The sequence below is a fragment of the Vibrio echinoideorum genome, assembly GCF_024347455.1.
Taxonomy (GTDB): domain Bacteria; phylum Pseudomonadota; class Gammaproteobacteria; order Enterobacterales; family Vibrionaceae; genus Vibrio; species Vibrio echinoideorum.
The window spans coordinates 2,263,561-2,286,303 of record NZ_AP025483.1 but is presented as its reverse complement, the minus strand read 5'-3'; the positions used below and the strand labels follow the sequence as shown (position 1 = coordinate 2,286,303).

Sequence of the window (22,743 nt, the reverse complement as noted above, 5' to 3'; positions counted from 1 at the left end):
TAATCGAAAGCGATGAATTAAGCTTCGATTGTAGTACCAGTGATGATCACTTCTTCTAGAGGTACATCTTGGTGCATACCCATAGAACCAGTGCTAACACCTTTGATCTTGTTTACGATGTCCATGCCTTCAACAACTTCTGCGAATACACAGTAGCCCCAACCGTCTAGGCTTTCGCTACGGAAGTTTAGGAAAGAGTTGTCGTTAACGTTGATGAAGAACTGAGAGCTCGCTGAATGCGGTTCCATAGTACGAGCCATTGCTAACGTACCAACTTTGTTCGCTAGGCCGTTGTTTGCTTCGTTCTTGATAGTCGCACGAGTTGTTTTTTCTTTAAGGCCAGAAGTCATGCCGCCGCCTTGAACCATGAAACCATCGATAACACGGTGAAATAGCGTGTTGTCGTAAAAACCGTCACGGCAATACTGTAGGAAGTTTGCGCTTGTTTCTGGTGCTTTTTCTTCGTTAAGTTGAACTTTGATGTCACCAAAATTTGTGTGAAGGATGATCATGATTGTTACCTTACTGTCTTTTTAATATGAAGTTCGAATTCTAGCGCATGTTGGCGGACTTTCAAATCACCAAATCATTAACTTAACTTGGTTGTTTGAGGTAATTACTGCTTTGGGGGATTACCTAATAACGCATGAATTGATATACTTGCCCTCTTATTTTGATTAATACACAAATATAGATAGAGATCATGCTAAAAATTTATAACACACTCACAAGACAGAAAGAGGAATTCAAACCAATTACAGCTGGCAAAGTCGGCATGTATGTCTGTGGGGTAACCATCTACGATCTCTGTCACATTGGTCATGGCCGTACGTTCGTTTCTTTCGACGTAGTAACTCGTTACCTTCGTTACCTTGGTTACGATTTAAACTTCGTTCGTAACATCACTGATATCGATGACAAGATCATCAAGCGTGCTAATGAAAACGGCGAATCTTGCGATTCTCTAACCGAGCGTCTGATCGGTGAAATGCACGCAGATTTTGATGCATTGAACATGAAGCGCCCAGATGTAGAGCCTCGCGCAACAGAATTCATTACAGAGATCATTGAGTTAGTAGAAAAGCTGATTCAACGTGGCTTTGCTTACGTAGCAAGTAACGGTGATGTGATGTTCGAAGTTAAAAAATTCGACGAATACGGTAAGCTTTCAAAGCAAGACCTAGATCAGCTTCAAGCTGGTGCTCGTGTTGATATCGATTCTGCAAAACGTAGCCCGTTAGACTTTGTTCTTTGGAAGATGTCTAAGCCAGGTGAACCTACGTGGGAATCGCCATGGGGTCCAGGTCGTCCAGGTTGGCACATCGAATGTTCAGCAATGAACTCTTCGATTCTTGGTAATCACTTCGATATCCACGGTGGTGGTTCCGATCTACAGTTCCCACACCACGAAAACGAAATCGCACAGTCTTGCTGTGCACACGGCACTCAGTATGTAAATACTTGGATGCACAGTGGCATGGTGATGGTCGACAGAGAGAAGATGTCTAAATCTCTAGGTAACTTCTTCACTATCCGCGATGTACTGCAGCATTACGATGCAGAAACCGTGCGTTACTTCTTAATGTCTGGTCACTACCGTAGCCAACTGAACTACAGCGAAGATAACCTAAACCAAGCTCGAGCATCGCTAGAGCGTCTGTATACATCACTTCGCGGCTTAGACCTAACAGCAGCTCCGGCTGGTGGTGAAGAGTATGTAACTCGTTTTTCTACAGCGATGAACGATGATTTCAACACACCTGAAGCTTATTCAGTGCTGTTTGAAATGGCTCGTGAAATTAACCGTATCAAGACTGAAAGCATTGAAAAAGCAAGCGCTCTCGGTGCATTGATGCGTGAACTTGCCGACATCATCGGTATTCTTCATCAAGATCCAGAAGCTTTCCTTAAAGGTGATGCTGCTGGTAATGACGATGAAGTAGCAGAAATCGAAGGCTTTATTAAGCTACGTAATGATTCTCGCGCTTCTAAGGATTGGGCTAACGCCGACCTTGCACGTGATAAGCTCAATGAGCTAGGCATTGTTCTGGAAGATGGTCCAGAAGGCACGACTTGGCGTCGTAAGTAAACTTTATAAAAAGGGCTGATTTTCAGCCCTTTTTTCTAGCAAAAATTCTTTAGTTTCACCTTTGCTTTTATCTTCAACTTTTAATTAACAGGAATATTTCTGTGGCTCAGATGTATTTTTATTACTCGGCAATGAATGCGGGTAAATCAACAACGCTTCTTCAATCTTCTTTTAACTATCAAGAGCGTGGTATGACGCCAGTGATCTTTACCGCAGCGTTAGATGACCGCTATGGTATTGGTAAAGTGAGCTCACGAATTGGTCTGCAATCTGAAGCTCAACTGTTTAAAAGCGACACTAATATGTTTGACGCTATCCAAAAACTTAATGAAGAAGAAAAGCGTCATTGTGTTTTGATCGATGAGTGTCAGTTCTTGTCGAAAGAACAGGTGTACCAACTAACAGAAGTGGTTGATAAACTGCATATCCCTGTGCTTTGCTACGGTTTGCGTACTGATTTCTTAGGTGAGTTGTTTGAAGGTAGCCGTTACTTATTATCTTGGGCAGACAAATTGGTTGAGCTTAAAACGATTTGTCACTGTGGCCGTAAAGCTAATATGGTAATCCGTACCGACGAGCATGGTGTAGCGATTGCTGAAGGTGATCAAGTGGCCATCGGTGGTAATGACCAATATGTTTCTGCTTGCCGTCTGCACTACAAAGAAGCGTTAGGTAAATAAACGGCTCTTTGGTTGATTTTGCTTAGAGAGCAAAACAAAGATTAGCAATCTAAAGTAAAAAGCTAAGAATAATAAACGGTGGCCAAGTGCCACCGTTTTTGTTTTCTGAAACGGACTATTACGTTACTTAAAGCTTTATTCGAAACCCAGTTTCTTCAATGCTTGGTAAGCATGGTCTACGTCATCAGGGATTGGCATTTCAATCTGAAACCCTTTGGCTGGGTATGATTTGATTCGTTCAAAATCAGCAATTAGAGCGCCTAGCACCATGTCTAACGGTAACTCTTCATTAAAGTAATCGACCCAGTCTTGCCATTGTGAAGTGACTTGAATCTCGGTCACTTGATCAGGCCACTGTTTACTGAATGTCGCGTAGGTACGTTTTTCCATAAAGGGCTTTTGTACTAAGGTCAGTCGCTTTGGTGACAGTCCACGTTCTGTAAGCAGGTCATAGGTAAAACGTACATTTTCACCGGTATTGGTCGCATGCTTCTCAATAATAATGTCTGAGTTTGGTACGCCACTGTCTCGTGCGATCGCTGCGAATGTTTCGGCCTCTGAACGTTCGAAACTCTCTTCAGTAAAGCGTCCCACACCGCCAGAAAATACGATGTAAGGCGCCACTCCTTGGTGATAGAGCTCGGCTGCGTATTCAGCAACTCGAGTATCGTTACTGCACAATACAAAAATACAGTCTGAAGGCACAATCTTGTGACCCATCGACATGAAGTTCCAAAGGGTGTCGACCGAGCGATGTAGCTTGGTCGTAGAGTTCTTTACAGGTTGCTTAGTGACAGATTGTTTAGTCATAAAGAGCGTCCAATGTAGAATCGAATTTAAACGAGTAACCTAAACCGAGGATCTTTTTAGAAGAGATCAGCTTGTCTGGGGTGTCGACAACCGGAGGGAGTGGCTCGCTGCTATTGGCACTTTTTAGCGCTGCCGCATAGAACTCCGCCTTACTCACTGTATTGGGTGTGGTGACATTAACGATTTCATTGTGTAGTTGATTGATCGCGAAATCGACCGCACCAATCGCATCATCAAGGTGAAGTATGTTGGCTGGTGCTTGAGAGCTGACCTGCTTTAACTTGCTTGCGAACCGAGATGGGTGACGACTAGGGCCTATTAGCCCACTGAAGCGAAGAATGGTGTAATCGATGCCTGAATCCATCACTAATTGTTCAGCTTGAAGCATTACTCGTGCATTGTCCGAAAATGCAGATGCTTGCTCGTTTGCTGAAGTCGAAAGAGTGAGTGATGCATCTTGCTCGCACAGAACTCCGGGCTTGGTTGGGTATACCGTCGTTGAACTGACCATGATGAGCTTTTTCACGTTTGCCTTTTGACAAGCATTAGTGAGTTGCTGCCAATAATCGGCGTACTCCGCACCAGCACCTTTTCTAAAGCCGGGAGGAAAGCTACCAATGACTATTTCAATGTTGCTTTCTAGTAGGAGTGAATAAAGTTGGCCAATAGAGTGTTCAGGTTGTATTGAATCAAAACTGAATACTTCACAAGGAATGCGTTCATTACCAATAGCGTCAGCGCCAGTTTGGGTGGTTTTCGTCACGACGACTTGGTTACCATGTTTGACGAGATGTTCAGACAAGGGGGCACCAACCCATCCTGCACCAACAATAAATATAGAAGCCATGTGTTCCTCACAACTGCAAATGATGGATTTATGATAATACCAATCGTAGTAACTAACTGGTCATCCTAGCTTGTTAAAAATCTTGATAACTTCGTTAGAATTTTTACTTGTAGAATAACTACTTATCTAACCTACTTGGAGAAAAGAGCTTCCTTGTTCTCGAGCTTTTTTCCTACGCTATTTCTGCTCAGTTACTCACTGTGATTGGTATAAGCCTAACAAACCTTTGGCCAAAAATGAAAAAACTCCACGGCCGAAGCGAGTGGAGTTTTTACTAGAACAATGGAGCTTTAATTTAGTACGCGAAGTAGTTTGTCTGCGCGCTCTGCCATCTGTATACCTTCATCTGTTAGGTAGCCGCCGTCTGGCTGAGTGCAAAGGTTCTTTTCGAATAAGCGCTTAACAGCGTCTTGAGTTTCTTGAGCCGCTTCTTGATGTACTTTAATACCAGTAGCTGCGCTACTTACATCAAATTTAAGAAGAAGATTTAAATCAGCAATATGTTCAGCGTTGTACTTCATAAATTAACCTATATATTCATAACGTTCTCTACCTTCACCTTAGTGTGCATTCACAGCTCAATCAATAGCAAATAAAGAGAATTGATAAGTGATACCAAATTGAATGATTAATCATCGAATGATAAGTTTATTTTGGTTGTGCTGGGTGATTTGTGCCCACTTAAATCATGAATGATGTTTATTGCTAAGAGGTTGTAATATATTGTGTAAAGAGAAATATATTGCATTGAGCGAATATTGACAAAAAAGGATATGCATCAGTGAAAGCGAACAAAGTAGCATTAGTTATTAGTATGCTATTTGCTATCGCAGGGTGTCAGAGCACACCCTCAGAGCAGACAGACGCGAACCAAACAACAAACAACAATAATGAATCTACAACCGAGGTTCGTTCTTTCCAGTCTGTTCAAAGCGTTTACTCCCAATGGGAAATTAAGCTAGAAGATCATGCTAAGTTGTCTCTCTATGCACCTGAGAATTACCACGAGTTGCTAGACGCGTGGGATGATGCTGAAAATATTTATGCAGATTTGTTGAAAGACGAGAGCCGACTTACGAAAAGCTATTCGATCTTTTCGAGCTTAACTTATGCAGAAGCCTTTGATGAAAAAATTGCTTTGATCAAATCAAACTATGATTCGATTTTGGTTTTGAAGAAAAAGGCCGACCGAGTGCTAGCCGATTCTATCGTGCAAATGGATTATCTTAAGTACCTTGGCGCTGACACCATGTTTACATCGAGCTATAAGAGGCTGTATTCAGAGTACAGCGAGTTGTTCGAATATGTGCTTGTCGATGAGCTGGAAGATGCACAAGAAGCTCAGATCGAATTTCTAGATAATGCCCGCTTGTTAGAGGTTAAAGTTGCTCATAAGAAATACATTGAACCTTTGAAAAATGAGCTGGAATTCTTGGAAGACGAAGACTTTGATGATGTGGTTCCATTGACGTTTGCGAAGGCGGCTTCTCAAATCGCATTGGCAGAAAGCCAAGTGAAAGCGAGTCCTCGTAAAAAATCGATTATCGAAGATGCCGTTGATGCTGCAGAATTTGAATTGAACCATGTGCGTAGTGTTGCTCACGAAGTAAGAGTGCTTGCGAGCGTAAAAGGTGATCGATTTGAGCAATCGGTTTTGAATGCCGAGAATCAATTGTTGAGCATTTCGCAAGTGATCAATGATGAAGATTATCGTGACGTTGTCTTGCGCTTACAATCTCAGAAAATTGTGACGAGCGTTAAAGCATTAAAAAGCTCCGATATGACCGCACTATTGAAGTCAGAGATCGAAGCGTTGACTGAACAGTTAGCTAAGTTGGATAACGAGAATCAGAAGCAAGCACAACAGTTGTCTGAGGCGACCAAGCGCGGTGAGTTTTTAAATGAGCAGGTTACCAAGAGTGATGCTCATATAAAGAGCTTAGAAGACCTGGTGGATAGTTTGAAAGGTTTGGGTGGCAAGGTTGCCAGTGAAAGCGATTCTGATCTAACTCCTTCTGGCGTTGAATCTAACCTTGAAGATTCGGCTTTAGAGCAATCATCAGAAGAAGTGATAGAACCTTCGGTTTAGCATAACTAATGTCTTTATTTGTGACTGACTTAAAAGCGCCTGCGGGCGCTTTTTTACGTTCTGTTGATCTATGTCAAAATCTGAAAATAAAAGCCTTCCAAATCCCACTATAGTGTACGCTACTCTTTTGGTTTTAACGTAACTTATTGATATTTATAGATGTGTTGTTTTTGTTGTTGATAAGTTCTCATTCATCAGAGTTTTCTATTTACTACTAAAGTCGTATGAAATTTGAATATCATTGAAGGTTTGCTGTTTTATGCGTTGTTAGAGAGAATTGGGGCATAAAATAGCCCTTGAATTCAGAAATGAAAGAGAGGATTATCGCGCTCCCGACAACATGTTTCAAAATGTAAACCATCATGAATCTAAACCAATTTGACTCATTATTACCGCCACAAATGGCTGAGCGCGCTGCAGATATCGGCGTAGGTAAAGCAACTAAAGATCCAATCAAATCTCTTCTCCTCGCTATTTCAGCTGGTATACATATCGGCATTGCGTTTGTGTTCTACACCATAGTAACCACTGGTGCCGGTGATTTGCCGTGGGGCATTACTCGCTTATTGGGTGGCCTTGCCTTTAGCTTGGGCTTGATCCTCGTTGTTGTGACTGGTGGCGAACTATTTACAAGTTCGGTTTTAACGTTAGTGGCGAGAGCGAGCGGCAAAATCAGCTGGTATACCCTAATGAAGAACTGGGCAACAGTTTATATAGGTAACTTGATTGGTGCTCTGCTGTTGGTTGCATGCATGCTTCTGACAAAACAGTATATGTTTGATCACGGCCAAGTGGGTTTAAATGCGATGGCTATATCCCAACACAAAATGCACCATGATTTTATCCAAGCCGTCGCGCTAGGCATCATGTGTAATGTTTTGGTTTGTATTGCGGTATGGATGACATTCAGTGGTCGAACACTGACAGACAAAATTGCGGTGATGATTTTACCTGTAGCGATGTTCGTATCGGCTGGTTTTGAGCACTGTATTGCGAATATGTTCCAAGTGCCATTGGCTATCGGCATCAAAACATTTGCTCCAGCTGAATTCTGGACAATGACGGGTGCTAACCCAGCGGATTACGTTGATTTGAACATGCTGGACTTTTTGATGAACAATCTGCTACCCGTTACTCTAGGTAACATTATTGGTGGCGGCATCTTTGTTGGAATGTGGTATTGGCTGATCTACTTGCGCGATTAATCCAGTTTATGCGATAGGTCTAGTTCACGCGACAAATTCAATTTACGCTACTAAATCATATTACGTGATTCGTTTAGACTCAGTGATTACGCTGAACTGACTTATTACATTCAAAAGACGGTCTGCATTGCAGGCCGTTTTTTCTTTGTGGAAAACCGCTGCTTTGACGTCTTAATTTATCACGTGAATACTCAATAACACTGGTTTGGTAAGTGTGTATATGTCTTTGAAATTGCCCAAAGATCATTGTGAATGATCTTTTGTCGAATCTAAGTGGCCAAAAAAGGATCTATATTGATTTGGTTATCCACAGTTTCTGTGGATAACCTGTCTCAAATTCAGTGAGTAACCAGATCTTAATGAAGGAAAGAGGCTAATTAGATGGCTGTATTCGAGCAAGAACTCGACCTTCTTTTGTCAGGGATGTTTTCAACGCTAAGTGAAGTGAGAGTGCCAAAGAACAACTCATCATCACGAAAATAGCCAGCATGATCATCAGTTGGTATTTGATCGCAATCATCGGTGAAGCGCCCCCGAGAATTTGTCCTGTCATCATGCCAGGTAGCGTCACTAAGCCTGTTGTTGCCATAGAAGCCATAATAGGAGACATCGCCTTTTGTATTGCATTACGTACAAAGGGAGCCGCCGCGTAGTTTGGAGAAGCGCCTAACGCGATTGCTGCTTCGTATTCTGATTTCTGTGTATCAAAAGCCCCAAACAAGTTCTGCAATGCCACAATATTACTGCTCAAGCTATTTCCCAATAGCATTCCTGCAATAGGGATAAGATATTGCGCGTTTAAAATCGGTGTTGGTTTAATAATAAAGAAGCAGATAAACATGACTACGGGTACACACGTCACAGCAAGACTCACCGCTACAGGGGCTAAAAGTAGATTTTTCGGTAGCTTTGATTTTTCAACAATTGAGCTTGCTCCTACGATTATCATCGCGAATAACCACAATAAATTGATCCACAAACTGTTCAGAGTGAACAAATACTCTAGATAAAGTCCGACAAGAAATAGTTGCACAGCCATGCGGAAAATACTGATAAAAGCTTCTTTACCAAGGCCGAGTTTCAGCTTGTGATTTATCCCTACGGGAAGTATGAGAAGTGTACTGAATAACAACAACTGCCACCAAGATATATCAATAACGTCTTGCATAGTGCTTCCTTTTAAGTGGATAGACATCATATCTGAAAGAGCCAAATGATGCATTTCGGCTTCATCGCTGCCTACTCAAAAATCATTCAATTCTTTAACAAATAAAACACAAAACATTGGTGGTTTTAGGTCTTTTTAGCTACTACTTAGTAGGTAAAAGGTTAAATTTAGTTACCATATGGTTACTTAAATGTTGGTTTTTAACATTTGTGAAATATACTTAATTTTTCACATTTGTTAATACTTTTTAATAACTTTGTTTAACTGAAAACAAGTTTGGATGACCTCAAAAAAGTATTGATTAGCAAGGGTTATAACGGGGGATTTGATTGAACCTTACTTTGTGTATGGTCTAAAATTTGTTGTTAGATACTCAAGAACTTTAGCCCCTTAGAATGGGTTACTCGAAATTACTAAATACAAAATAGGCAAAATGTATGAGTGATGTTAATAAAATTGAAACTGGCGAAAAACACTCGCTGGAGTGGAAGTCTTTCCTCTTCATTGCGGTGGTTCTCTTTCCAATATTAAGTGTGGCTTTTGTAGGCGGTTACGGCTTCCTAGTTTGGGCACTGCAAGTGTTTGTATTCGGACCTCCTGGTGCTCACGGCGGCATGTAATGCCCTCTAGTAACAACATTTTTTAAAATCAATATTTAAGAGAGCTAAACATGAAATCATTTTTAGTTAAATTATGGCGCACAATGACTCGCCCTGCGGTACACATCAGTCTTGGTGTACTAACTATGGGTGGCTTTATCGCCGGTGTTATTTTCTGGGGTGGTTTTAACACTGCGTTAGAACATACAAATACAGAAGAGTTCTGTGTGAGCTGCCACACTATGCGTGACAATGTTTACGTAGAACTGCAAGAAACGGTTCACTGGAAAAATACCTCTGGTGTACGTGCAACTTGTCCTGACTGTCACGTTCCACATGAATGGACAGCTAAAATTGCTCGTAAGATGCAAGCATCTAAAGAAGTATTCGCTCAAGTCTTTGGTGACCTAGACACACCAGAGAAATTCGAAGCGCGTCGTATCGAACTGGCTAAACATGAATGGGATCGTTTCTCTTCGAACAAATCTCTAGAGTGTAAAAACTGTCACAACTACGACTCAATGGATTTTGACAACATGCGCCCAACAGCGCGTATTCAAATGAAGAATGCAGCAGAGCGTGATCAAAGCTGTGTTGACTGTCATAAAGGTATTGCTCATAACTTACCTCTAGATATGGCATCAGCAAGCGGTATTGTTGGTGAGCTAGAAAATGTTGCGGGTAGCACTTCTTACGCATCAGGCAATAATGTTATTTCAATCCGTCACCTACCTATGTACACGGATGAAACAGCAGAAGTTGAAGCGGGTCTATTAAGCCCTGCAAGCCAAGTTGCCGTGATCGAAGAAAAAGGCGACATGATCAAGATTCAAATCGACGGTTGGCGTAAAGCGAAAGGCTTCGGACGTGTAATCCAAGAAGACTTCGGTATGAACATCTCGACTGCAATCTTGACGAAAGAAGTCTCTCAAAGTGACGTAATCACTATTGGTGATAAGAAAGAAGATGAGCTTACTGGCCTTCCATGGGAAGAAGTTAACCTAGCACTTTGGATGAAGAAAGAGTCTATGGTTGATAACTTTGATCCAATCTGGAACGCAGCGGGTCAAGCATACCAATCTAACTGTTCAACTTGTCACTCACAACCAGATGAAGCTCACTTCAGTGCGAATGGTTGGGTAGGCATGCTAGACGGTATGATTGCATTCGTTAACTTCGACACAGATACAGAAGCTCTTGTTCTTAAGTATCTACAGAAGCACTCGTCAGATTTTTCTGAAGGCCATCACTAATAAGACGTCAATTGGAGTAACACAATGGCAATTACAAGAAGAAGTTTTCTGAAAGGTGTCGCTACAACAAGTGCGGCATCGATTATCGGTCCTAGCTTATTGGCGTCGGCATCGGCTTCAGCAGCAGAAACAGACGGCGCTTGGAAAGTCTCTGGCTCTCACTGGGGTGCATTCAGAGCTCGTGTTTACGCGGGTAAAGTACAAGAGATTAAACCTCTAGAAATCGATCAACACCCAACTGAGATGTTGAAAGGTATCAAAGGTATTATCTACAGCCCATCACGTGTGCGTTACCCTATGGTTCGCCTAGATTGGTTGAAGAAGCACAAATACAGCGCTGATACGCGCGGTAACAACCGCTTTATTCGTGTGACTTGGGATGAGGCACTAGACCTTGTTTACCGCGAACTAGAGCGCGTACAGAAAGATTACGGCCCATGGGCGCTTCACACAGGTCAAACTGGTTGGAGACAAACAGGTCAGTTCCACAGCTGTACAAACCACATGCAACGTGCAATGGCACTTCACGGTTACTCTGTGAAGAAAATCGGTGACTACTCAACAGGTGCTGGTCAAACGATCATGCCTTACGTGTTAGGTTCTACCGAAGTTTATGCACAAGGTACATCTTGGGAACTTATCCTAGAAAACAGTGACAACATTGTTCTTTGGGGTAACGATCCAGTTAAGAACCTTCAAGTAGGTTGGACATGTGAGACTCACGAGTCATTCGCATACCTAGAACAGCTGAAAGAAAAAGTTGCTAAGAAAGAGATCAACGTAGTTTCTGTTGACCCTGTTGAAAACAAAACAGGTCGTTATTTAGAAAACGAGCAAATGTACATCAACCCACAAACTGATGTGGCGTTCATGCTAGGTGTTGCTCACGTTCTTTATAACGAAGACTTGTACGACAAAGAGTTCATCAAGACTTATTGTTTAGGTTTTGAAGACTTCATCAAGTACGTTCAAGGTGAAACGAAAGATAAAGTTGAGAAGACTCCTGAATGGGCTTCAGCTATCTGTGGCGCAAGCGCGGATTCAATCCGTGACTTCGCTAAGATGCTGGTTAACGGCCGTACACAGATTCTTGTGGGTTGGAGTATCCAACGTCAAGAGCACGGTGAGCAGCCTTACTGGATGTGTGCAGTTATTGCAGCAATGGTTGGCCAAATTGGTCTTCCAGGCGGTGGTATCTCTTACGGTCACCATTACTCTGGTATCGGTGTATCTTCAACTGGTTTCGCTGCTCCGGGTTCTTTCCCGTTGAACATCGACCAAGGTCAATCGCCTAAACACACCAACACAGATTACAACGGTTACAGCCGTGTAATCCCTGTTGCTCGTTGGGTAGATAGCTTGCTAGAGCCTGGTAAGAAGATCAAAGCGAACGGTTCTACAGTAACACTGCCTGACATCAAGATGATGGTATTCAGTGGTAACAACCCGTGGCACCACCACCAAGATCGCAACAAGATGCGTAAAGCATTCAAGAGCCTACAAACGGTAGTAGCTGTTGATTTCGCTTGGACTGCAACTTGTCGTCACTCTGATATCGTGCTTCCAGCATGTACTCAGTGGGAACGTAACGATATTGATGGTTACGGCGCGTACTCTGGCCGTGGTTTGATCGCAATGCATAAGCTAGTGGATCCTCTGTTCCAGTCTAAGACGGACTTCGAGATCATGTCTAGCCTTACTAAACGTTGGGGTCGTTACGACGATTACACGCGTGGCATGGACGAAATGCAGTGGGTTAAATCTCTGTATGACGACTGTCGTTCTGCTAACGAAGGTAGCTTCGAAATGCCTGAGTTTGCTGAGTTCTGGGAGAAAGGTTTCCTAGACTTCGGTAAAGGTAAGCCATGGACTCGTCACGCTTCATTCCGTGAAGATCCAGAGATCAACGCTCTAGGTACACCTTCTGGTTTCATCGAAATCACAAGCCGTACTGTTGGCAATATGGGTTACGAGCACTGTCAAGAACACCCAATGTGGTTCGAGAAATCTGAACGTTCACATGGTGGCCCAGGCTCTGACAAACACCCGTACTGGCTGCAATCTTGTCACCCGGACAAGCGCCTTCACTCTCAGATGTGTGAATCTGAAGAGTGGCGTGCGACTTACGCTGTACAAGGCCGTGAGCCAATCTATATCAACCCAGCAGATGCTAAGAAGAAAGGCATCAAAGATGGCGATGTAGTCCGTGTGTTCAATGACCGTGGTCAACTACTAGCTGGTGCTGTTCTAATGGATAGCTACGCTCCTGGTGTTGTTCGTATCGAAGAAGGTGCTTGGTACGGTCCGATCAACGAGAAAGTGGGCGCGCTAGATACTTACGGCGATCCAAACACACTAACTCAAGACATCGGTACGTCTGAACTTGCTCAAGCGACTTCAGCAAACACATGTTTGGTTAACTTCGAGAAGTTCCAAGGCAAACTGCCTCCAGTAACTTCATTCGGTGGTCCAATCGAAGTTTCTTAAGTTCTTGTTAAGCAGCCTAGCTTCTTAGTTAGGTAACTTAAGTACGAAAGCTTGAATTAGAGCCCCTGTAAGCATTCTTACAGGGGCTTTTTGTTTTTCTAGTGTACGTGTTGGGATTTCTAACTAAGCATTGTAACAGCGCCAAGATGGGCGTTTTTGAGACAGGTTGTAACGTGTTGTTTGAGATAGGCTGTAGAAGCATGAAGGAAATGTAAAAAGAACCTGTTGTAAGGACTTAGGTAGACGGAAACAAAAAGGCCGATACAAAGTACCGACCTAATAGAAACCTATGGAGTAACGCTAAAACCTCGAATATAAACTTAAGTCTCAATTATAAACCTAAGCTTCGAACGTAAGTCTAAAGTTCGAACATAAACCAGTAACCGTATGCACAAATCAAAGCAGGCACACTTGAATATAAGGTAGCAACAAGAGCCGCCTTTGGTGCCATCGCAATTGCAGGGAATAACGCGTCACCATCATTTGAAATTGCGTTACCTACCTGAGCTGAAAGTGGCAGAGCTCCTGAAAGGTAAAGGCTAGTGACCAATAATTGAGGACCACAACCCGGCAGCAGTCCCATCAGCACACCCGCCAGGGGGAGCATGATGCCCCAACTTGAGAATAGTATCGCAAAATCCACGTTTGCTAGCACAGAACCAAATTCAAAAAAAAGAAAGGCAACCACAACCCACGCCGTTACGAAGTTAGTATCTTGAGCCGTCTTTTGTAACGGGTGAGATCCGACACATTTTTCGTCTTCACTTACGGCTGATTTGTAATCTTCAATCTCACGGGTCAACCCCCAAAGAAACATCGAGCTGATCAGCAAAATCGTTCCAATCCACTCCATCGACATTTCAGGCAACGTCAGCAACTCGTTTACATCAACTTGAAAAGAACCAAGTAGGGCAACCGCAGCACCCGGAATAATCAATACTGACCATAAGTAGCCTTGCAGGTTGATTGCTTTTTTAGATACTGCTCCTTTGTCTTCCTCTTGAGATTGAGATGAACAGCTACGAGCTACTTCATTTTTCTCTGACTGCTTTGGACGTAAAAAATCATCCGCGTGAAACAAATTAATGATTCGACCTGATGCCGTACCGACAATCACACCCATTGCCATCATAGCCAAGCCAGTTTTGGGTTCGCTAGCGATTAATAGGAAGGCTGCATCACCCATGGTTGAGACCAACACCGCAACGACCGCTCCAAAACCAAGCTTGCCGGAAATGAATTGGGTCGTCACTACGATAGCACCACCACAACCGGGAAGCGCTCCCATCAATGCAGCGAACACAACTTGGTTCGAGCGAGACTGATGTACAAGCTTATTGAAGACGTTGTCTTTATTGATATATAGGCTTAACCCGTGGTAAATCGCCAAGGTTAAAGCGACATAACATGACACTGCCCAGAATGCGTCTGACAATGTGGTGACCGTCAATTCTCGCGTGGCAGGAGCCGCAACTAAAGCTGCAAGTGAGATAGGTAAAAGCAGTCGCTTAAATGACAGTGAAAACTGAGTTGTTTTCGAAGTACGACTGCTTGGCAAAAAAGAGATTAGTCGATCCATAGGTGTTACTCAAAATTAGTGGCTTAAGATAAATATATACGAATGATAATAATTATCAATTGCATTTGTTGTTTTTTTATCTATTGCTACCATTGGTGAAACCTACGAAACATGACCAACCTAAAAAAATGAGGTAAAGTATGCCTAATAAAGAGAGGCTCTAAAGGTAGAGTCATAATTGTTAGTGTAATAGGAAGAAACATGATTTTAGTTGTTGGTCACAAAAACCCTGATAGTGACAGTATTTGTAGTGCGTTAGTTGCAACAGAGCTTCTTAAAGCTCGTGGCGAGGAAGCGACACCAATTCGCCAAGGCGAGATCAACCGCGAAACTCAACACATTCTAGAAGTAGCTGGCGCTGAATCTCCAGAACTTCGTACTTCTGTTGCTGGTGAGAAAATTTGGTTAGTAGATTACTCAGATCTAGCACAAGCACCAGACGATGTTGCTGAAGCTGAAATCGTAGGTATTGTCGATCACCACCGTCTAGGCGATGCGATGACAGTTAACCCAATGGAAGCTTGGATCTGGCCTGTTGGCTGTACAAACACTGTACTATTCAACATGTTCAAGATTGAAGGTCACTCTATCTCTCAACAAATTGCTAAGCTGATGATGTCTGCAATTCTTTCAGACACGGTTGGTTTTGCTTCTCCAACATGTACTCAGAAAGATAAAGATGCCGTTGCTGAGCTTGCTGAAATTGCAGGTGTAACAGACATTGATGCATTCATCAAAGCGCTTCTAATCGCTAAGACAAACATTGAAGGCCTATCAGCTGCTCAACTAGTAGAAAAAGACCTTAAAGCCTACCCATTCAACGGTCGTGATGTTGTTGTTGGTCAAGTTGAACTTGCGACTATCGAGCAAGTAGACGGCATGATTGAAGCGCTAGAAGCTGATCTTGAAGAGCGTTGTGAGAAAGATGGTCTAGCATTTGCTGCGGTAATGCTAACGGACATCACTACTGCACAAACTCGTCTTCTTTACAAAGGTGAGTGGGCAGAGAAATTGGTTAAGCACGAGCAAAACGGTGTATTGATGATGGAAAATACATTAAGCCGTAAGAAGCAAGGTTGGCCTTGGCTTCAAGGCGAGCTTGTTTAATTAAATCGCCTAATTATAAACGCCTGCTAATTTAGCAGGCGTTTTTCTTTGAAGTAGACTTTCTTCTTATTAGAAATATTTGAAGTTAACACTACTCAGCATAAAATGAACAAAGTTACTGACTAACGTAGGAAATTAAGATGACTACACAGCTAGACGATAAAAAAATCGCTGAAATCAATAAGTATACGGGCGAGCAACGCCTTAAATACTGTGTGAAAGAAATCGTAGCGAACCGTGAAGTATGGATCTTAACCGATGAACACGGTTGTGTAATGCTTAACACAGAAGATGAAGATTGTGTTCCAGTATGGCCAAATCAAGAGTTTGCTGAATCTTGGGCTACGGGTGATTGGTCTGAGTGTAAAGCTGAGTCTATCTCGTTGAACAAATGGCACAGCCGTTGGACTAACGGTCTAGAAGATGACGAGCTTGCAGTGGTTGTGTTCCCGAACGAACAGGAAGAAGGTGTTATCTTGTTCCCGGATGAATTCGACTTCGAATTGAAAAAGCAGGCTGCTAAGCGCTAGTGTTTTCGTAACATTGTTATATCGTTACATGGTAAGTCAGCGTTGCCTTTTCTTAGGCAGCGCTATCATTCTATTTTCCCATCTAAGCTGTTCAGACAAACAAAGTAACGTCCCTGCCTATTTCCGTTAGTACTCAATATTTCAGTTTGTAGCCGGTTATTCCATTAGTACCCAATTAACTGATACAACGGTGCTTGCTGCGCGGCTTTTGAAGCTTGTTGGAGCACGCCAGTTTCGCTGTATTGCTTTAGTATCTTTCGAACAATAGGTTTTACTTCAGGTTTTGTCATTCCAGCTTTCAATTCAGGCTCATACAGTAGTTTTAGTAGCACCACATCTAAGGGTGACAATAAGTCTTCTGGCGTATGGTCATTAAAAATAGAAGGGTAGGCTTTATCTGAATCATTCGGCAGGCCTAAAACCTGTGTGATTTCTTCCACGATACAGGCGACGAGCTTACCTCGCGATCTTGCTTGATCAACGGGAATAACAATCCCAGCGTAAACAATCTCACCTTTAGAATTTGTTCGATAACCCGCCGTGCAAATAGCGTTGTTTAAATGCTCAGTTGATTTGAGTTTGAGTACTGATTTCGCCTCAGATACCCACTGACTTTGCCTCGTGTATATCCATTTTACGTTCGCTTCAGACTCTTTGTTGACGATTGTTATCGGGTGCTGAGTGACTTCGGATAAGTGTCGGATATGAAGCTCTGTGAGCTCTTGATGCAGTTCTTCATCGCCCACTCGATGATCAACCCATATCTTGATCGGTTGTTTCCATTTAGCGAGTGGCTTGTTGCCTTGGGAATATTCGTGTTGAAGTGCGATGTTATAAAAGGCAGTTTCGACGAAGCTTCTATCTAGCCAGGTGAGGGGTGTGCTTGCTGCGTTAAAGGAAAACAGCGCCAACAAAAGGGGAAGCATTGAAGCTCTTAAAAACATACCTTTCCCCTTTGTTGAACGTAGCGTGATTCGAGATTAGTGGTTCGGCGCTTTGGAGAAATGGCTCTCAACCAATCTTTGGGTGATTTGGTGAGTTGGATTGGTTAACACTTGATCTGTTTCCCCACTCTCAACCACATTGCCTTCGTGCATGACGATGATTTTGTCGGTAATGTGTTTAACAATACCGAGGTGTTGAGATACATAAACGAACGATACGCCCATCTCTTCTTGTAACTCTAAGAACAGGTTGATGATTTGCGAGCGCATTGCCATGTCCAAACCATTCAACGCTTCGTCTGCAACAATGATTGATGGTTGAAGGATTAACGCACGAGCCAAACAAACCCTTTGTTTTTGGCCTGCAGCCAGCATCTGCGGGTAGAAATAAGCATGTTCCGGTAGAAGGCCCACACGCAACAGGGTGTCTTTCACACGACGCATACGGGCTTCTGGTGGCATATTGGTGTTTCGCTTTAATGGACCTTCAAGAATTCGACCAATCTGAATACGCGGGTTAAGCGAGGTGTTCGGATCTTGGAAGATCATTCGAATCAGCTTACAGCGAGTCGAGTAATCCTTGTGCTCTAGCTTTTCACCGTTCACAAGAATCTCGCCCGCAGTTGGCTCTACCATGCCCGCTAGCATTCTTGCTAATGTCGACTTTCCTGAACCATTCTGACCGATAAAACCAATCGTCTGTCCCGCCTCAAGCGAAAAGCTTACTGGTTTCACTGCCTGATGAATCTTTTTACGGAAAAGACCAGAGCGAGTCGTAAAGTCTTTAGATAAATCAATGACTTCTAATAAGGCACTCATGATTTCTTTTTCTTCTCCATATTCAAAGGGAAGTGACAATTGAACTTATGATTTTTGATACGTGTGGTATATGGGATCTCCACACACTGTCTTTGTGCGTATGGGCAACGCGGCCCCAATCGACAGCCAATCGGCAAATGCTGCAATGGCGGAATCGACCCCGGCAATGACTGTAATTTTTCTTTATGAGGAATCCAGTCGTTGAAATCGGGCATCGCTTTCAACAAAGCGACTGTATAAGGGTGCTTTGGTGCATCCAATAGTTTATGCGTATCAGTAGATTCTACAGATTGACCGCAGTACATAACGGTAATGCGAGTTGCCCACTGAGTAATGGTGGTTAAGTCATGCCCGATTAGCACAATGGTCGTGTTATTAATCTGATTCATGCGGCTTAATAGGCGCAATATTTGAGACTGAGTTATCGGGTCTAAATCGTTAGTTGGTTCATCGGCTATCAGTATTTTAGGCTTAGCGGTAATGGCCATTGCGATCATAACCTTTTGACACTCACCGTCAGTTAACTCGTAGGAGTAGCTGTCCATTAAGCGTGAATGATTTTTGATGCCGACTTTATGTAAGAGCGCGATTGCTTGTTTCTTACGCCATTTAAATCGTTGCCACCAGCGACCGTCAAATGCATACGAAGGAATGGCTTCAATGAGCTGATGTCCCACTTTTTCAGAGGGATCAAGACAACTGGATGGCTCTTGGAAGATCATTGCAATATCACGAGCAATCACGCGACGTCGCTCTTTCGGAGTCAGTTGCAGTAGGTCGATATTGCCAAGGCGCATTCGGTCGGCTGAAACCTTCCAGTTTTCCTTACAGACACCCACGATGGCTTTCGCAACTAAGCTCTTACCAGAGCCCGATTCACCTACGAGGCCACGAATTTCCCCTTCATTGAGGGTAATACTCATTCGATCTACAGCTTTAACCATCCCTTGAGGCGTTTCAATTTCGATGGTCAGATGTCGAATATCAAGTAACGGCATTATTCGATTCCTGCATTTAGCGCTTGGCGAACACCTTCACCGACGAGGTTAATTACAATTACGGCAAACATAATCGCGAGGCCGGGTAGGGTTACTGTCCATGGCGCAAGGTAAATCAGCTCGACGGAGTCACCTAAGATCGAGCCCCATTCAGTACTGGGTGCTTGAGCGCCAAGGCCTAAGAAACCTAAAGCGGTGATATCGAGAATTGCCACTGACAGTGCCAGCGTAATTTCAAGTGCGACGACGGTGAGAATATTGGGAACAATGGAGTTCCATAATAAGTAGAAATCATTAGCACCATCAAGGCGAGAAGCCAAAATGTAGTCTTTCTCTACTTCGGCGTGCACAGCAATGTATACCGAGCGAATAAACCGTGGTATCAGCGCCAAACATATCGCCAGTAAGATGTTAAATTCACCGAAGCCTAAAAATGCCACAAATATAATCGCAAGTAGCAGAGACGGAATCGACATAACGGTATCGAGCAAGTGGTTGAGTGTGCTTGATAGCAGTCCGCGTGTCATACCAGCAAGTACGCCAATCAAACAGCCAACCACAGCGGCAATGAAGGTGATGATAACAGCGGCACCGAAGGTCAACTGAGAACCAATAATTAGGCGAGAAAGAATGTCTCGCCCTAAGTCATCGGTGCCTAGGAAATATTCAACCGTACCTGCTGGGTCCCAAGAGGGTGGTATTAATAGGTGCCCTGTTTGTTCTTGAGAGTCGTGTGGTGCTAACCACGGTGAAGTAACAGTGACTAGTATGATAAATGCTAAGCACCACAACCCAAACATGGCCAGGTTATTGGCACGGAAACTGCGCCAGAAACGCTCAAACTGGGTGGGAACGTGTTCTTCTTGGTAGACGTTATTTGTTAGCATACCATTCCTTCCTTACCAGTGGGTTGACCATTGCGCCAAGTAGATCGGACAGAATGTTTGCGGTTAAAACCAGTGTTGCTACCACGATCACGCCCGCCTGAATCGACACGTAATCTTGATTCGACAGAGCATCCAGTAACCAACGGCCAATACCCGGCCAGTTAAAGATAGATTCGGTGATGATAGCGAGCGTTAACATACTCGATAGCTGAACACCGACTTTCGGAATGATTGGTGGAATTGCGTTTCTTAATACGTGTTGCATCACGATCTCTCTGGTAGATAGACCTTTAATTCGCGCCGCGCGGATGTAGTTTTGCGTCATCACTTCAGCAACGGATGCTCTCATCAACCGGATAACTTGAGTCGTTGGGGCCAGTGCCAAAACTAGACAAGGCAACGCCATATGTTCGATGACACTTTGCAGTGCGTGTGCTCGGTATCTACCTTCAGCGAAAAAGGCATCAATGATGGCGAAACCAGTCACGTGTTCAATTTCGTAAAGTAGATCGTATCTGCCGCCCACTGGAAACATTTCAAAGTGTAAAGAGAACACCATGATCATTAGCAAAGCGACCCAAAATATCGGCGCAGAGTAACCCGCCATTGAGGTAAATGAGATCGTCGTATCAACAAATTTCCCTTGTCTCATGCCAGCGATAGTACCGAAAGGGATACCGATAAACAGTGCAAGAACGAAAGCAAAGAAACACAGTTCTAAAGTTGCTGGGAATACGATGACGAGTTCATCGATGATAGGCACACCATGTTTGCTCAAGCCGAAGTTAAGCGTCGATAACTCCGTGATATAGCTAATCCAACCGGGCCAGAAGTCTTGAATTGCCCAAGGAGAGGTTTGGTCTAGTCGCAATAAACAGAAGCCAACTAAAGTCAGGATCGCAAGTGTAATAACGAATAAGTTTACACGTCTTAATGTATACCAAAACATCAGTTCACCTCCCTTCTGACTTGATCAAAAGGTTGAGCATTGAACGGGCTAGGTTTGAAGCCGGTCAGTGAACGATCGTGTACGCGAAATTGCACACCGTGAGCAAGAGGGATTACGGGAACCTCTTCGTTCAGTATGTTTTGGGCTTGTCGATAAAGATTCACACGGTGCCTTTGTTGATTGATTTCCAAGGCCAAATCCAGAAGGAAATCAAAATCTGAATTACACCACATCGAGACGTTTAATCCTGCGCGTTCAGAACTACAAGAGAGTAGAGGACGCAAGAAGTTATCAGGGTCACCAGTGTTGCCTATCCAGCCGGTAAGAAGCAGGTCAGTTGAAGCTATGGATGAAAGCTGAGTACGATCGAAGCGGTCGTCGGTATAGAGTTTTAAAGTGATACCAATATCAGCTAAGTTCGCTTGGATTAGCTCTGCCGTTTTTCTCGGGCTTGGGTTGTATGCTCTTGGCTCTAGTGGCACCCACATTGAAAGCTCAAGCCCCGGTTCGACACCGGCTTCTTTAAGAAGAGCCACTGCGTAGTTTCGGTCATAGCGTACTTGAACGATGTCTTTTTGATGGGCCCAAGAGGTGGGAGGCAATAATGTGTAGGCTTTTGTTCCCGTACCATAGTAAACAGAGTCGAGAATGTTTTGACGGTTGATTGCCAAATTTAATGCTTTACGGACTCGTGAGTCACGCAGTGCCGGGTGTTCAGTGTTAAGCGCGATGAAAGAGACATTGACCGCAGGGGTAGCGTCGATCTTCAACTCTTCATGGGCTTGAATAATAGGGATCTGACTAGAAATCGGAGAGTTCAATACATCACACTCATTACGAAGAAGCTTAGCGAGTGTGCCTGTTCCTCGTTGTGAAGTGTCGAACACGACTTGATCCATCTGCACGTCACTTTTCCAGTAATGCTTATTCTTTTTAAGGCGCACTAGGTCGTTGATTTGGTATTCATCTAGATAGAATGGACCGGTGCCAACCGGTTTGGAATCGATTTCATTTTTCTCGTCGGCCGCAATAAGCTTATTAGCATATTCTTTGGAATGAATGACAGCGTAGCTGGTGGCGATATTATTGAGAAATGAATTATCTGGGTGGCTTAATCGGAATCTTACGGTGAGATCATCAACCGCGGTAATATCGACAATCAGGTTTTGGAAGTCGATGCCTGCAAACCAAGGATATAAGCCACCACCCACATAATGGAATGGATTCGAACTATCAATGATGCGTTCAAAACTAAAGACTACGTCTTGCGCGTTCATGCTGCGAGTTGGGGTAAACCAGTCTGTGGTTTGAAACGCAACATTAGGGCGAAGAGTGAAAGTGTACTCAGTACCTGATTTATCGACAGACCAACTTGTTGCCAAGTTTTCTTTAGGTCGATACGTCATTGGATCAAGTGTTAGCAGCGTGTCGAAGATTTGAGGGCTCAACGATTCTGAAGTAATGCCACTATCAACGAGTTGAGGGTTGAAGGTGCTAGGATTACCTTGGCCGCAATAAATGAAGCCTTTTTCACGGATTTGCTCGTGATCCACACTCTCACCACATCCAGCTAAAAAGCTCAGCGTGCAGATGCTCAGTGATAGTCTTATTAGTGCTTTCATAAAAAGAAATACTTTTCGAAACGAGGCGTTAGAGGAGCCTCAAGATCCGGATAATTTAACATTTTATTTATTCGGCTCCAA

General features: G+C 43.5%; 21 protein-coding genes. 9 read left to right on the top strand and 12 right to left on the bottom strand.

The window, feature by feature from the left end; genetic code table 11:
* Positions 1-17 precede the first annotated feature (17 nt).
* Positions 18-512, bottom strand: a complete 495-nt coding sequence (locus tag OCV36_RS10310; protein ID WP_004734582.1) for a peptidylprolyl isomerase — start codon at positions 510-512, stop codon at positions 18-20.
* A 191-nt stretch (positions 513-703) separates the two neighbouring features.
* Between OCV36_RS10310 and cysS the strand changes: the two genes are divergently transcribed.
* Together cysS and OCV36_RS10300 are read left to right on the top strand one after the other, a co-directional pair.
* Positions 704-2,089, top strand: a complete 1,386-nt coding sequence (cysS, locus tag OCV36_RS10305; protein ID WP_135456585.1) for a cysteine--tRNA ligase — start codon at positions 704-706, stop codon at positions 2,087-2,089.
* A gap of 101 nt (positions 2,090-2,190) precedes the next feature.
* On the top strand, positions 2,191-2,769 hold the full coding sequence (locus tag OCV36_RS10300) for a thymidine kinase (protein WP_017109910.1): 579 nt from the start codon (positions 2,191-2,193) through the stop codon (positions 2,767-2,769).
* A 135-nt stretch (positions 2,770-2,904) separates the two neighbouring features.
* On the opposite strand, the gene OCV36_RS10295 is transcribed toward OCV36_RS10300, so the two are convergent.
* The 3 genes from OCV36_RS10295 to OCV36_RS10285 form a co-directional block, all read right to left on the bottom strand.
* Entirely contained in the window at positions 2,905-3,579 is a 675-nt protein-coding gene (locus OCV36_RS10295) for a YdcF family protein (RefSeq protein ID WP_135456583.1), read from the bottom strand.
* Entirely contained in the window at positions 3,572-4,426 is an 855-nt protein-coding gene (locus OCV36_RS10290; protein ID WP_135456581.1) for an NAD(P)H-binding protein, read from the bottom strand. Before OCV36_RS10290 ends, OCV36_RS10295 begins: the two co-directional genes overlap by 8 nt.
* A gap of 290 nt (positions 4,427-4,716) precedes the next feature.
* Positions 4,717-4,947, bottom strand: a complete 231-nt coding sequence (locus OCV36_RS10285) for a TIGR02647 family protein (RefSeq protein ID WP_017073347.1) — start codon at positions 4,945-4,947, stop codon at positions 4,717-4,719.
* A gap of 260 nt (positions 4,948-5,207) precedes the next feature.
* Here OCV36_RS10285 and OCV36_RS10280 point away from each other — a divergent pair, with 260 nt between their 5' ends.
* Complete coding sequence (locus OCV36_RS10280) at positions 5,208-6,515, top strand: ATPase (RefSeq protein ID WP_135456579.1); 1,308 nt, start codon at positions 5,208-5,210, stop codon at positions 6,513-6,515.
* A gap of 362 nt (positions 6,516-6,877) precedes the next feature.
* Positions 6,878-7,720, top strand: coding sequence for a formate transporter FocA (gene focA / locus OCV36_RS10275; RefSeq protein ID WP_135456577.1), 843 nt, complete (start codon positions 6,878-6,880; stop codon positions 7,718-7,720).
* Between the two features lie 373 nt (positions 7,721-8,093).
* Here the strand turns inward: focA and OCV36_RS10270 are convergent, their stop codons facing one another.
* Entirely contained in the window at positions 8,094-8,888 is a 795-nt protein-coding gene (locus OCV36_RS10270) for an ABC transporter permease (RefSeq protein ID WP_017073349.1), read from the bottom strand.
* Between the two features lie 437 nt (positions 8,889-9,325).
* On the opposite strand from OCV36_RS10270, the gene torE reads away from it, so the two are divergent.
* The 3 genes from torE to torA are packed head-to-tail and all read left to right on the top strand — an operon-like array spanning position 9,326 to position 13,227.
* Complete coding sequence (gene torE / locus OCV36_RS10265; protein ID WP_017073350.1) at positions 9,326-9,508, top strand: trimethylamine N-oxide reductase system protein TorE; 183 nt, start codon at positions 9,326-9,328, stop codon at positions 9,506-9,508.
* Between the two features lie 50 nt (positions 9,509-9,558).
* The gene (gene torC / locus OCV36_RS10260) at positions 9,559-10,740 is read left to right on the top strand and encodes a pentaheme c-type cytochrome TorC (RefSeq protein ID WP_017073351.1); all 1,182 of its coding nucleotides are present in this window, start codon (positions 9,559-9,561) and stop codon (positions 10,738-10,740) included.
* Between the two features lie 24 nt (positions 10,741-10,764).
* Entirely contained in the window at positions 10,765-13,227 is a 2,463-nt protein-coding gene (torA, locus tag OCV36_RS10255; protein ID WP_135456575.1) for a trimethylamine-N-oxide reductase TorA, read from the top strand.
* A 358-nt stretch (positions 13,228-13,585) separates the two neighbouring features.
* Here the strand turns inward: torA and OCV36_RS10250 are convergent, their stop codons facing one another.
* Positions 13,586-14,806 (bottom strand): putative manganese transporter, encoded by a 1,221-nt coding sequence (locus OCV36_RS10250; protein WP_135456573.1) that lies wholly within the window; start codon positions 14,804-14,806, stop codon positions 13,586-13,588.
* Between the two features lie 201 nt (positions 14,807-15,007).
* Between OCV36_RS10250 and OCV36_RS10245 the strand changes: the two genes are divergently transcribed.
* Together OCV36_RS10245 and OCV36_RS10240 are read left to right on the top strand one after the other, a co-directional pair.
* A complete protein-coding gene (locus OCV36_RS10245; RefSeq protein ID WP_102551062.1) occupies positions 15,008-15,913 on the top strand; it encodes a manganese-dependent inorganic pyrophosphatase in 906 nt (301 codons plus the stop codon).
* A 140-nt stretch (positions 15,914-16,053) separates the two neighbouring features.
* Entirely contained in the window at positions 16,054-16,443 is a 390-nt protein-coding gene (locus OCV36_RS10240) for a DUF2750 domain-containing protein (RefSeq protein WP_004734596.1), read from the top strand.
* Between the two features lie 164 nt (positions 16,444-16,607).
* Here the strand turns inward: OCV36_RS10240 and OCV36_RS10235 are convergent, their stop codons facing one another.
* The 6 genes from OCV36_RS10235 to sapA are packed head-to-tail and all read right to left on the bottom strand — an operon-like array spanning position 16,608 to position 22,662.
* On the bottom strand, positions 16,608-17,387 hold the full coding sequence (locus tag OCV36_RS10235) for a DUF2927 domain-containing protein (RefSeq protein WP_135456571.1): 780 nt from the start codon (positions 17,385-17,387) through the stop codon (positions 16,608-16,610).
* 36 nt (positions 17,388-17,423) lie between these two features.
* Positions 17,424-18,206 carry a peptide ABC transporter ATP-binding protein gene (locus OCV36_RS10230; RefSeq protein ID WP_017078996.1) on the bottom strand — a complete coding sequence of 261 codons (783 nt, stop codon included), beginning with the start codon at positions 18,204-18,206 and terminating at the stop codon, positions 17,424-17,426.
* On the bottom strand, positions 18,203-19,204 hold the full coding sequence (locus OCV36_RS10225; RefSeq protein ID WP_135456569.1) for a peptide ABC transporter ATP-binding protein: 1,002 nt from the start codon (positions 19,202-19,204) through the stop codon (positions 18,203-18,205). Before OCV36_RS10225 ends, OCV36_RS10230 begins: the two co-directional genes overlap by 4 nt.
* A complete protein-coding gene (sapC, locus tag OCV36_RS10220; RefSeq protein WP_017073360.1) occupies positions 19,204-20,091 on the bottom strand; it encodes a putrescine export ABC transporter permease SapC in 888 nt (295 codons plus the stop codon). Before sapC ends, OCV36_RS10225 begins: the two co-directional genes overlap by 1 nt.
* Positions 20,078-21,040: an ABC transporter permease gene (locus tag OCV36_RS10215; protein ID WP_135456567.1), complete on the bottom strand. Its 963-nt coding sequence runs from the start codon at positions 21,038-21,040 to the stop codon at positions 20,078-20,080. The genes sapC and OCV36_RS10215 overlap by 14 nt, the downstream gene beginning before the upstream one ends.
* Positions 21,040-22,662: an ABC transporter substrate-binding protein SapA gene (gene sapA, locus OCV36_RS10210; RefSeq protein WP_017073362.1), complete on the bottom strand. Its 1,623-nt coding sequence runs from the start codon at positions 22,660-22,662 to the stop codon at positions 21,040-21,042. Before sapA ends, OCV36_RS10215 begins: the two co-directional genes overlap by 1 nt.
* Positions 22,663-22,743: the final 81 nt, after the last annotated feature.